The sequence below is a fragment of the Streptomyces sp. NPDC042346 genome (assembly GCF_055581845.1).
Map to the genome: position 1 here is coordinate 397,851 of NZ_JBVJEH010000008.1, position 11,834 is coordinate 409,684.

The following is an 11,834-nucleotide window of genomic DNA, read 5'->3' on the forward strand; positions in this document are numbered from 1 at the left end:
CTGTGACGCCGCAGGATGTCGCGGCGCTCATGACAGGCCGAAACTCGGTGCCCAGGCGTTCCGCCGTACCGCACCGAAGGAGCCGCTGGTATGACCGAGCACAACTCTCGTACGTATATCGACTACGCCGATCGCGTCTGGCGGGGCGAGGAGAGCCTGCTGCCCCACCTCACGGGCGCGTTCACGTCGGAGGAGCTGATCCCGGTCCGCGACCGGATCGGTTTCTTTCCGGCCTTCGCCAACGTGGCCGTCTTCGACTCGGGCGCGGGCCTCGTCCTGGTCGACTCCGGCGACCTCCGCACCGCCGGGCTGCTGCACACGGCGGTGCGCACCTTCAGCCCGGACCCGGTCCGGGCCGTCGTCTACACGCACGGCCATGTCGACCACGTCTTCGGGGTCGCGCCCTTCGACGCCGAGCCCGTACGGCCCGAGGTGATCGCCCACGAGGCGGTCGCCGCCCGCTTCGACCGGTACGTGGAGACCTCGGGCTACAACTCCTGGATCAACCGGCGCCAGTTCGGCGTGCCGGGCCTCGACTGGCCGACGGAGTACCGCTACCCGGACACGACGTACCGGGACCGGTTGACCGTCCGTCACGGCGAGTTGACGTTCGAGCTGATCCACGCGCGCGGGGAGACGGACGACCACACCTATGTGTGGGTGCCGGAGCTCAAAACCCTCTGCACGGGTGATCTCTTCATCTGGAACTCCCCCAACGCCGGCAACCCCCAGAAGGTGCAGCGCTACCCGGAGGAGTGGGCGCGGGCGCTGCGCGCCATGGGCGAGCTGGGCGCCGAGGTGCTGCTGCCCGGCCACGGCATCCCGATCGTCGGCGCGGACCGGGTGGCCCAGGCTCTGGACGACACGGCGACCCTCCTCGAATCGCTCTGCTCGCAGACCCGTGACCTGATGAACGCGGGGCTGCGGCTCGACGCGGTCATCCACGGCGTGAAGGTCCCCGAGGAGCTCCTCGCGAAGCCGTACCTCCACCCCGCCTACGACGAGCCGGAGTTCGTCGTGCGGAACCTGTGGCGGCTGTGGGGCGGCTGGTACGACCAGAACCCGGCGCACCTCAAGCCGGCCCCGGAGGCGGCGGTAGCCGCCGAGCTGGCCGACGCGGCGGGCGGGGCGCTCGCCCTCGCCGAGCGCGCGGTCCGGCTCCTGGACGAGGGCGACCTGCGGCTGGCCTCGCACTTGGCGGAGACGGCGGCGCTCGCGGCCCCCGAGGACGTCGAGGTGGCCCGGATCCGGGCCCGTGTGTACGGGACGCGGGCCGGCCGCGAGACGTCGACGATGGCGCGCGGGGTGTTCCATTGGGCGGCGGCGGAGTCGGCGGCGGTGGCCGAGGGCACGGACGTGACGACGGAGCTGACCCGTTCGGCCGCCGGGCGCGAGCGGGCCACCGGCGCGATCAGCGTGGGTGTGGTCGCGGACGAGGACCTGTGCTGCGGATGAGCGGGACCGCGCGAACGGCCGGGTCGGCGAAGGGCGGGACGGCACGGGCCGGGGCCGCGCAGGGCAGCCCCTGGGGGACGACCTGGCTGCTGCTCGGATTCATGCTGGTCAACTTCGCCGACAAGGCCGTCCTCGGGCTCGCCGGGCCGGACATCATGCGCGAGTTCGGCATCTCCCGGCAGGAGTTCGGGGCGGCGCAGGCGGCGTTCTTCGCGCTCTTCTCGGTCTCGGCGCTCGCCGTGTCGGTCCTGACGAAGAAGGTGCGGACCTCGGTCCTGCTGTTCGGGATGGCCCTGCTGTGGTCGGCGGCCCAGCTGCCGATGGTGTGGGCCGCCGCCGGGTTCGGGACGCTGGTCCTCACGCGCGTGCTGCTCGGCGCGGCGGAGGGCCCGGCGGCCCCGGTCGCGGTCCACCATCTGCACGGCTGGTTCGGGCAGCGGGACCGGAACCTCCCGACGGCCGTCCTGATGGTGGGCGCGGCCGCCGGGGTCGCGGTCGCCGCGCCCGTCCTGTCCGCGGTGATCTCGGGGTGGGGCTGGCGCTGGGCCTTCGGCACGGTCGGTGTGATCGGCCTGGTCTGGGCGGTCGTGTGGCGCCGGTACGGCTCCGAGGGGCCGCTCGCGCCGCCGGTCGGCCCGGCCGCGCGGCGCGCCGACGGGGCGGGGGCCCCGGCGGCGGAGGTGCCGCTCCGCAGGATCCTGCTGAGCGGCACGTTCCTGACCGCGAGCGTGGGGTCGTTCGCCGCGTACTGGCTGATGAGCTCGAAGCTGACGTGGCTGCCGGACTACCTGGAGACGGTCCTCGGCTGGGACGCGCACCGTGCCGGTCTGATGGTGGGCGCGGGAGCCGTCGCCAACGGGGTCGTCCTGCTGGTCCACGGTCTGGTCGCGCAGCGCGCGGCCCGTCGCGGCCGGCCCGGCCGCCTCCCCGCGGGCGCGGGCGCGGGCGTGCTGCTCCTGCTCTCCGCCGCCGCGGTGACGGTCTTCGCGACGGCGGGGGCGGACTGGCTGCGGGTGCCGATGATGTTCGGCCCGATGGCCCTCGCGCTGCCGATGATGACCGTGAGCCAGACGGCGGTCGCCCGGATCACCCCGCCCGCGCAGCGCGGGGTCGTGCTCGGCGCCGTGGTGTGCGTCTTCGCCCTGGGCGGGGTCCTGGCGCCGCTGGTCCTCGGCGGCATCGTCGACGCGGGAGCGACGGCGGCCCAGGGGTACGAGAACGGCTGGCTGTTCACGGCCGGTCTGCTCGCGGTGGCGGGCGCCCTGACGGCCCTGTTCCTCCGCCCGGAGCGGGACGCGGACCGGCTGGGCGTCCCCGAGACCCCGTCGCTGGGGGTCCCGGTGGCGCACTGAGCGGGTTCCGTACGGGCCCGGGGCTTCACCAGCCCAGGGCCCGTGCCCCCGCCGTGACGGCGACCGCCACGCCCACGACGACCAGGAAGGGGGCGCGCAGGACGAGCGCGACGGCGGCGGCCGCGAGTCCGGCGGCCCGGGCGTCCAGGACGAGGGAGGAGCCCGTGGCGAACGTCTGCTGCGCGGTGAGCGCGGCCAGCAGGGCGACGGGGAGCAGGGCCGCGAGTCGCTGGACGAGCGGTCGTTCCAGCGCACCCGCGGGGACGAGCAGGCCGAGGAGCTTGACCAGGTAGCACCCGACGGCGGTCAGGCCGATCGCGATCCACACGTTCGTCGAGTTCACTGAGTTCACTGAGTTCACCGCGTTCATCGAGTCCAGCGCGTTCATCGAGTCCACCGCGTCGATGGCGCTCATGGCGTTCATGGCGTTCATCGGGGGCGTTCCTCCCGTCCGGCCGGGGAGACACGGCGGCCCTGGAACCACAGCACCAGGGGCGCGGCGAGCGCCGCCGCGAGGACCGGGACGCCGGCCGGGAGGACGGGGAGCAGGCCGAGGCCGAGCAGGACGGCGATGCCGGCGGTGGCCCGCTCGGTCGCCGACTTCAGCATCGGGGCGAGCAGGGCCAGGAAGACGGCGGGTCCGGCGGCGTCCAGGCCCCAGGCGGCGGTGTCGCCGAGCGCCTCGGCGCCGAGGGCCCCGAGGAACGTGGTCAGGTTCCACAGGACGTACAGCGTGAGCCCGGTGAGGGTGAAGCCGAGGCGCGCGGCCCGCCGGGACGGCTGGGCGAGCGCGACCGCCGTGGTCTCGTCGATCACCCAGTGCGCGGCGAACGGCCTGACGGCTTTCGGCAGGGCGAGGAGCTGCGAGAGGCGCAGCCCGTAGAAGGCGTTGCGCGTGCCCAGGAAGAAGGCCCCGGCGGCGGCCGTGAAGGGGTTGCCGCCCGCGGCGAGCGCGCCGACGAGCGCGAACTGCGAGGCGCCCGTGAAGACGAGCAGGCTGAGCACGCAGGTCTGCAGGAGGCCGAGGCCGGCGCCGGCCGAGGTCACGCCGAAGGCGAAGCCGGAGAGTCCGACGGCGACGCCGACGCCGAGGGCGTCGCGGACGACGGCCGCGTCGGGCTTCGCCCGCGCGCCGTCGTTCCGTATGACGGGAGGTGCTGTCTGTTCTGCCACGTCAGAGAGGTTACGGACGCGGCGGCTGCGCGGTCTTGTACGTTCTTGCGCCCCGGCCCGCGCCACCGCCCGGACCGCCGTCCGGACCGCCGCCCAAGCCCTCACCCGCGCCGCCGCCCGGACCGCCGCCCGGACCACCGCCCAAGCCCTCACCCGCGCCGCCGCCCGCAACGCCGCCCGGGCTGCCGCTCGCGCCACCGGAGACACCGCGTACGCCCCGCGCGCGCTGATAGGCGCCCGGCGGCACCCCGACACTCCGCGTGAAGTGCCGGTTGAGGTGCGGCTGGTCCGTGAAGCCGACGGCGACGGCCGCGTCCGCCGGGGGCGTCCCCGCGTCGAGCAGGCGCCTCGCCCGCCGCACGCGCGCGTCGGTGAGCCAGGTGTGCGGCGGCATCCCGTACGCGTCCCGGAAGGCCCGCAGGAGGGCGAAGGGGCTCGTGCCGAGCTCGGTGGCGAGCTGTTCGAGGGTCGGCGGGTCGGCCATCCGCTCCTCCAGGACGGCACGCGCGCGTGCCGCGTTCCGCGCGCCGGCGGAGCGGGGCGGGAGCGGGGTGATCAGCCCGCCGTGACTGCGCAGCATCCGTGCCGTGACGAGTCGGAGCAGGCTGTCCGCGGCGAGCGCGTTGCCCTCCTCCGCGGCCCGGTGGACGCCGACGACGAGCTGTGCGGCGTACGGGTCGTCGATGACGGGCGAGGTGAAGACGACCGAGCCGCGCAGCGCGAGGGTGTCGGCGGCGATCGACCGGACGAGCCCGGCGTCCGGGTAGATCGTGCGGTAGGTCCAGCCCTCGGGCACGCCCGCGTGCCCGGTGTGCGAGGTGTCGGGGTTGACCAGGGCGATCTGCCCGGGCCCGGCGTGGACCAGTTCGTCGCGGTAGTGGAAGGCCTCGACGCCCTCGGTGATCGCGGCGAAGACGAAGGTCTCGTGGGTGTGCCGGGCGAAGGCCTTGTGGATGTAGTGGGCGTGCAGCAGGTCGACCCCGGGCAGCTCGGAGTACTGCCAGTACCGTGCACGCTCCCCGCTCGCCATGCCTCCATTCTGCGTCAGGTGCTCGTCGTGCCGCCTTCGCCGGCCCCCGCCGCTGCCATCGGGTTTCCCCAGGTCCGGGCGGTTGTCAGTGGGCGGGTGCACGATGGGGGACATGGTCAGGTCCGCGCTCGACTCGTTCTCCCCCGCGACCCGTGGTTGGTTCACCGGGGCCTTCACCGCGCCCACGGCGGCGCAGGAGGGCGCCTGGAAGGCCATCGGCGAGGGCTCCGACGTGCTCGTCGTCGCCCCGACGGGCTCGGGCAAGACACTGGCCTCGTTCCTCGCCTCCCTGGACCGCCTGGCGTCTTCGCCTCCGCCGGCCGAGGCGAAGAAGCGCTGCCGCGTGCTGTACGTGTCGCCGCTGAAGGCCCTCGCCGTGGACGTCGAGCGGAATCTGCGCTCCCCGCTGACCGGCATCCGGCAGGAGTCGGTCCGGCTCGGGCTGCCCGAGCCGGACATCCGGGTCGGCATCCGCTCCGGCGACACCCCGCCCGCGGAGCGCCGGAGCCTCGCGACCCGGCCGCCGGACATCCTGATCACCACCCCCGAGTCGCTGTTCCTGATGCTGACCTCCGCCGCCCGGGAGGCCCTGTCGGGCGTGGAGACGGTCATCCTGGACGAGGTCCACGCGGTCGCGGGCACCAAGCGGGGCGCGCACCTGGCGCTCTCCCTGGAGCGGCTCGACGAGCTGCTGCCGCGCCCCGCGCGCCGGATCGGCCTGTCGGCCACGGTCCGCCCGGTGGACGAGGTGGCCCGCTACCTGTCCCCCGGCCGTGCGGTGGAGATCGTGCAGCCGCCGTCGGGGAAGGAGTTCGACCTCTCCGTCGTCGTCCCCGTCGAGGACATGGGCGAGCTCGGGGGCTCCCCCGCCTCCGAGGGCAAGGACGGCGGCGACAAGCCGTCGATCTGGCCGCACGTCGAGGAGCGGATCGCCGACCTCGTCCAGTCCCACCGCTCGACGATCGTCTTCGCGAACTCGCGGCGACTGGCCGAGCGGCTGTGCAACCGGCTCAACGAGATCGCGTACGAGCGGGCGACGGGCGAGCCCCTCCCCGAGGGGGCTCCCCCGGCCGAGGTCATGGCCCAGTCCGGGGCGGCGCAGGGTGCCCCGCCGCTGCTCGCCCGGGCCCACCACGGCTCGGTGTCGAAGGAGCAGCGCGCCCAGGTGGAGGAGGACCTGAAGGCCGGCCGGCTGCCCGCCGTGGTGGCCACCTCCAGCCTGGAGCTGGGCATCGACATGGGCGCGGTCGACCTGGTCGTGCAGGTCGAGTCGCCGCCCTCGGTCGCCTCCGGGCTCCAGCGCGTGGGACGCGCGGGGCACCAGGTCGGCGCGGTCTCCACGGGCGTGGTCTTCCCCAAGTACCGGGGCGACCTGGTGCAGGCGGCCGTGGTCACGGAGCGGATGCGGTCGGGTGCGATCGAGTCGATGCGGATCCCGGCCAATCCGCTGGACGTGCTGGCGCAGCAGCTGGTCGCGATGGTCGCGCTCGACACCTGGCAGGTGGACGAGCTGCTCGCCGTGGTGCGCCGGGCCGCGCCCTTCTCCTCGCTTCCGGAGTCGGCGTTCACGGGCGTGCTCGACATGCTCGCCGGCCGCTACCCCTCGGACGCCTTCGCCGAGCTCCGCCCGCGCGTGGTCTGGGACCGGGTCGCCGGGACGATCACCGGCCGGCCGGGCGCGCAGCGGCTCGCCGTCACCTCGGGCGGCACGATCCCCGACCGCGGCCTGTTCGGCGTGTTCCTCGTGGGCTCGGACCCGAAGAAGGGCGGGGGCCGGGTCGGAGAGCTCGACGAGGAGATGGTGTACGAGTCGCGGGTCGGCGACGTCTTCACCCTGGGCACCACGTCCTGGCGGATCGAGGACATCACCCGGGACCGGGTGCTCGTCTCCCCCGCGCCCGGCGTCCCGGGCCGGCTGCCGTTCTGGAAGGGCGACCAGCTGGGCCGCCCGCTCGAACTGGGACGCGCGGTGGGCGCGTTCCTCCGGGAGCTCGGCGCCCTCGGGCCGGAGGACGCGCGGCTGCGGCTGATCGCCGCGGGCCTGGACGCCTGGGCCGCGGACAACGTCCTCGCGTACGTCTCGGAGCAGCGCGAGGCCTGCGGGCACGTGCCGGACGACCGGACGATCCTGGTCGAGCGGTTCCGGGACGAGCTCGGGGACTGGCGGGTCGTCATCCACTCCCCGTTCGGCGCGCAGGTGCACGCCCCGTGGGCGCTGGCGCTCGGCGCCCGGCTCGCCGAGCGGTACGGCATGGACGCGCAGGTGATGCACGCGGACGACGGCATCGTGCTGCGTCTCCCGGACGCGGACCTGATGGGCCTGGACATGGGTCTGGACCTCCTCGACCACGAACCGGTCGATCCGGGCCGGCATCTCGACACGGCGTACGACGCCGACAAGGCACCCGTCGGCGCGGCCGACGCCCTCTTCGACAAGGGCGAGATCGCGCAGATCGTCACCGACCAGGTGGGCGGCTCCGCGCTGTTCGCCTCCCGCTTCCGCGAGTGCGCCGCGCGCGCCCTGCTGCTGCCGAAGCGGAACCCGGGCAAGCGCACCCCGCTCTGGCAGCAGCGGCAGCGGGCGGCCCAGCTCCTCCAGGTGGCGAGCGAGTTCGGCTCCTTCCCGATCGTCCTGGAGGCCGTCCGCGAGTGCCTCCAGGACGTCTTCGACGTCCCCGGTCTGACCGAGCTGATGGGCGACATCGAGGCCCGCCGGGTCCGGCTCGTCGAGGTCACCACCCCCGAGCCGTCCCCCTTCGCCCGCTCGCTCCTCTTCGGCTACGTGGCGCAGTTCCTGTACGAGGGGGACTCCCCGCTCGCCGAGCGGCGGGCGGCCGCGCTCTCGCTGGACTCCCGCCTCCTCGCGGAGCTGCTCGGCCAGGCCGAGCTGCGCGAGCTCCTCGACCCGGAGGTCCTCACCGAGCTGGAGCGGGAGCTCCAGTGGCTCACCGAGGACCGGCGGATCAAGGACGTGGAGGGCGTCGCCGACCTGCTGCGGGTCCTCGGCCCGCTCACGGACGCCGAGCTCGGCGAGCGCGGCGCGGAGCCGGGCTGGGCGCCCGACCTCGCCCACGCCCGGCGCGCGATCCGGGTCAGGATCGGCGGCGGTGACCACTGGGCGGCGATCGAGGACGCGGGACGGCTCCGTGACGCCCTGGGCACGGCCCTGCCGGTCGGTGTGCCCGAGGCCTTCACCGAACCGGTCAAGGACCCGCTGGGCGACCTCCTCGCCCGCTTCGCCCGCACGCACGGCCCCTTCACCTCCTCGCAGGCCGCCGCCCGCTTCGGCCTCGGCGCCGCCGTCACGGACGGCGCGCTCCAGCGGCTCGCCGCCGCCGGGCGGGTCGTGCAGGGCGAGTTCCATCCCTCCGGCATCGGCCAGGAGTGGTGCGACGCGGCCGTGCTGCGCCGCCTGCGGCGCCGTTCCCTCGCGGCGCTGCGCCACGAGCTGGAGCCGGTGCCCCCGGCGGCGCTCGCGACCTTCCTGCCCCAGTGGCAGCACATCGGCGGCAGCAGCCTGCGCGGCATCGACGGCCTCGCCCGCGCGATCGAGCAGCTCCAGGGCGCGCCCGTACCCGCGTCCGCGCTGGAGAAGCTGATCCTGCCGTCCCGCGTCCGGGACTACTCCCCGGCACTGCTCGACGAGCTGACCACCACCGGCGAGGTGGTGTGGGCCGGTGCCGGATCCCTGCCCGGCAAGGACGGCTGGATCTCCCTCTACCTCGCGGACGCGGCGCCGCTGCTCCTCCCGCCGCCGCACCCGCTGGAGCTGTCCGCACTGCACGAGTCGGTGCTCACCATCCTCTCCGGCGGGTACGGGCTGTTCTTCCGGCAGATCGCCGACCAGGTCCGGGCCACCACCCACCCGGACGCGACCGACCCGCAGCTCGCCGACGCGCTCTGGGACCTGGCCTGGTCGGGCCGGCTCACCAACGACACCCTCGCCCCGCTGCGCTCGCTCCTCGGTTCGGGCCGGACGGCCGGGGCGACCGCCCACCGCGCGCGCCGGACGGTCCCGCGCGGGCGGTACGGCACGCTGGGCGCCGCGGCCCGCCCGGCCTCGCGCACGGGCCCGCCGACGGTCTCCGGCCGCTGGGCGCTGCTCCCGCCGGCCGAGCCGGAGCCGACCCACCGGGCACACGCCCTCGCCCGCACCCTCCTGGACCGGCACGGCGTGGTCACCCGGGGCGCGGTGGCGGCGGAGGGCGTGGAGGGCGGTTTCTCGGCCACGTACCGCATCCTGTCCGCCTTCGAGGACAGCGGTCAGGCCAGGCGCGGCTATGTGGTGGAGGGCCTCGGCGCGGCCCAGTTCGCGATGGACGGGGCCGTGGACCGGCTGCGGGCGGCGGCGACGGCCCGCGACCGGGGCGCGGAGGCCGCGGCCGGCCCGCGCGCCCTGGTCCTCGCGGCGGCCGACCCGGCGAACGCGTACGGGGCGGCCCTGTCCTGGCCCGAGCCGCCGACCGGCGCCGGACACAAGCCCGGCCGCAAGGCGGGGGCGATGGTGGTCCTCGTCGACGGCGAGCTGACGCTCTACATGGAGCGGGGCGGCAAGACGCTCCTCTCGTGGCCGGCCGAGCCGGACGACCCCGCCCTGACGGCGGCGGCCGAGGCCCTGGCCGCGTCGGCGCGGGCGGGTTCGCTGGGCACGGTCACGGTGGAGCGGATCAACGGCGCCACGGCGCTGACCTCCCCCCTCGCCCGCCCCTTGGAGGCGGCGGGATTCCTCGCCACCCCGAGAGGCCTCCGCCTCCGCGCCTGACCGCCCCGCCCCCGACCCCCGATCCCCGACCCCCGACCCACAATCCCGCACCACCGAAGCACCGAAGCCCCACACCACCAAAGCCCCGGTGCACCCCACCCGGCATCATGGAACCGTGCCCGAAGGAGACACCGTCTGGCAGGTCGCCCAGCGCCTGCACACCGCACTGGCCGGGCGGGTCCTGACCCGCGCGGACCTGCGCGTGCCCCGGTTCGCGACCGCCGACCTCACCGGCCGCACGCTCCTCGACGTCACCCCGCGCGGCAAGCACCTCCTCGCCCGGATCGAGGGCGGCCTCACGCTCCACTCCCATCTGCGGATGGACGGCGCCTGGCGGGTGTACGCCACCGGGGAGCGCCCGCACGGCGGCCCCGAGCACCAGATCCGGGCGATCCTCGGGAACACCGAGTCCACCGCGTACGGCTACCGGCTCCCGGTCCTGGAACTGATCCGCACCGCCGAGGAGGCCCGCGCGGTCGGCCACCTCGGCCCGGACCTCCTGGGCCCGGACTGGGACCCGGAAGAGGCCGTACGACGCCTCCTCGCCGACCCGGACCGCCAGCTCGGCGAGGCGCTGCTCGACCAGCGCAATCTGGCCGGCATCGGCAACGTGTACAAGTCGGAGCTGGCGTTCCTGGCCGCCGTCACCCCGTGGCTCCCGGTGGGCGCGCTCGCCCCCGACGTCCCGGCGCGCCTGGTGGCCACCGCCCACCGCCTCCTGGAGGCGAACAAGGACCGCCCCGACCGGCGCACCACCACCACGCGCCGCCCCGGCACCCCGCTCCACGTCTACGGCCGCGAGGGCCTGCCCTGTCTGCGCTGCGGCGCCCGGATCCGAAAGGCCGAACTCGGCGACCGGATCACGTACTGGTGCCCGGAGTGTCAACAGGGCCCCACCAATTGACGATTCGTCAGATCCGGTCGTACGGTCCGGACATGACCCTCTCGGCGTACGACCTCACCGGCCGCACCGCGTTCGTCACGGGCGCCGCGAGCGGCATCGGCCGCGCCACCGCGCTGCTCCTCGCCCAGGCGGGCGCGGCCGTGCACTGCGCGGACCGCGACGAGCACGGCCTCAAAGAGACGGCGGCCCTCGTCACCGCCGAGGGAGGAACCGCGCACGCGCACGCCCTGGACGTCACCGACCGGGCAGCACTGGCCGCCGCCGTCCGCTCCGCGGGCCCCCTCCACGTCATGGCGGCCGTCGCCGGGATCATGCACACGAGCACCGTCCTGGAGACCCGCGACGAGGACCTCGACCGCGTCCTCGCCGTGAACTTCAAGGGAGTCCTGTACGCCTGCCAGGAGGCGGCCCGCTCGATGATCGCCTCCGGCACCGCCGGTTCGATCGTCACGATGGCCTCGGGCGCGATGGACACCGCGAGCCCGGGCCTGCTCTGCTACAGCGTCACCAAGGCGGCCGTCGTCCAGCTGACGAAGACCCTGGCGGTGGAGGCCGGCCCGTACGGCATCCGGGTGAACGCGGTCGCGCCGGGCTGGATCCGCACCCCCATGACGGATCGCCACGAGCCGGCCGCCCAGCAGCCGGCGGAGGCCGCGATGGTCCGTCACTCACCGCTCGGCCGGGTCGGCGAGGCCGAGGACATCGCGCACGCGGTCCTCCACCTCGCCTCCGACGCCTCCTCGTTCACGACGGGCCAGATCCTCCGCCCCAACGGCGGCGTCGCGATGCCTTGGTAACCCCGGCCCCACCGACACCAGCCTGCTGTCCACCGACACCCGCCCACTGCCCACCGGCACCGGGCGTCCGACCACCGGCACCCGGCGTCCGACCGCCGACACCGTGCCGCCGTACCGAGGCGGCCACGTGCACCGGCAGCAGGCTCAGTCCCCAGCCGCCCGCGGCCACCGCCCCCTCGACGGTCCCGGCGTCCCCCGGAACGAGCAGCAGCCGCAGCACCGCCCACCACCAGAGCCCCCCGGCCACCAGCCCGACCGCGACCAGCGCGAGCGTCGCCGGCGGAACACGTCGCCGTACCATGGCCGCCTCCTCCGGTCGACGCTAGACCGGCAGGATCACCCAGCGGGAGGGCGCACCGGA

9 protein-coding genes are annotated in these 11,834 nt (G+C 75.1%); 5 read left to right on the plus strand and 4 right to left on the minus strand.

The window, feature by feature from the left end; genetic code table 11:
- The first annotated feature begins 90 nt into the window (after positions 1 to 90).
- Together ACZ6K0_RS29795 and ACZ6K0_RS29800 are read left to right on the plus strand one after the other, a co-directional pair.
- On the plus strand, positions 91 to 1,455 hold the full coding sequence (locus ACZ6K0_RS29795) for an alkyl sulfatase dimerization domain-containing protein (protein WP_469232705.1): 1,365 nt from the start codon (positions 91 to 93) through the stop codon (positions 1,453 to 1,455).
- A complete protein-coding gene (locus ACZ6K0_RS29800) occupies positions 1,452 to 2,807 on the plus strand; it encodes an MFS transporter (protein WP_469232703.1) in 1,356 nt (451 codons plus the stop codon). Before ACZ6K0_RS29795 ends, ACZ6K0_RS29800 begins: the two co-directional genes overlap by 4 nt.
- Positions 2,808 to 2,832: 25 nt before the next feature.
- Here ACZ6K0_RS29800 and ACZ6K0_RS29805 read toward each other — a convergent pair whose 3' ends face one another.
- Genes ACZ6K0_RS29805 through ACZ6K0_RS29815 form a run of 3 tightly spaced genes read right to left on the minus strand, consistent with a single transcriptional unit; the run spans position 2,833 to position 5,010 of the window.
- A complete protein-coding gene (locus ACZ6K0_RS29805) occupies positions 2,833 to 3,177 on the minus strand; it encodes an AzlD domain-containing protein (protein WP_376401498.1) in 345 nt (114 codons plus the stop codon).
- Positions 3,178 to 3,236: 59 nt separating this feature from the next.
- On the minus strand, positions 3,237 to 3,980 hold the full coding sequence (locus ACZ6K0_RS29810) for an AzlC family ABC transporter permease (protein WP_469232701.1): 744 nt from the start codon (positions 3,978 to 3,980) through the stop codon (positions 3,237 to 3,239).
- Between the two features lie 10 nt (positions 3,981 to 3,990).
- Positions 3,991 to 5,010, minus strand: coding sequence for an AraC family transcriptional regulator (locus tag ACZ6K0_RS29815; protein WP_469232699.1), 1,020 nt, complete (start codon positions 5,008 to 5,010; stop codon positions 3,991 to 3,993).
- 112 nt (positions 5,011 to 5,122) lie between these two features.
- On the opposite strand from ACZ6K0_RS29815, the gene ACZ6K0_RS29820 reads away from it, so the two are divergent.
- The 3 genes from ACZ6K0_RS29820 to ACZ6K0_RS29830 all read left to right on the plus strand — a co-directional run bounded on the left by ACZ6K0_RS29820 (position 5,123) and on the right by ACZ6K0_RS29830 (position 11,473).
- Positions 5,123 to 9,772 carry an Lhr family ATP-dependent helicase gene (locus tag ACZ6K0_RS29820; RefSeq protein WP_469232697.1) on the plus strand — a complete coding sequence of 1,550 codons (4,650 nt, stop codon included), beginning with the start codon at positions 5,123 to 5,125 and terminating at the stop codon, positions 9,770 to 9,772.
- A gap of 115 nt (positions 9,773 to 9,887) precedes the next feature.
- A complete protein-coding gene (locus ACZ6K0_RS29825; RefSeq protein ID WP_376401391.1) occupies positions 9,888 to 10,676 on the plus strand; it encodes an Fpg/Nei family DNA glycosylase in 789 nt (262 codons plus the stop codon).
- A 32-nt stretch (positions 10,677 to 10,708) separates the two neighbouring features.
- Positions 10,709 to 11,473, plus strand: coding sequence for an SDR family NAD(P)-dependent oxidoreductase (locus tag ACZ6K0_RS29830; protein WP_469232695.1), 765 nt, complete (start codon positions 10,709 to 10,711; stop codon positions 11,471 to 11,473).
- On the opposite strand, the gene ACZ6K0_RS29835 is transcribed toward ACZ6K0_RS29830, so the two are convergent.
- Positions 11,421 to 11,774: a hypothetical protein gene (locus tag ACZ6K0_RS29835; protein ID WP_469232693.1), complete on the minus strand. Its 354-nt coding sequence runs from the start codon at positions 11,772 to 11,774 to the stop codon at positions 11,421 to 11,423. The two genes, ACZ6K0_RS29830 and ACZ6K0_RS29835, sit on opposite strands and share 53 nt — an antisense overlap.
- Positions 11,775 to 11,834: the final 60 nt, after the last annotated feature.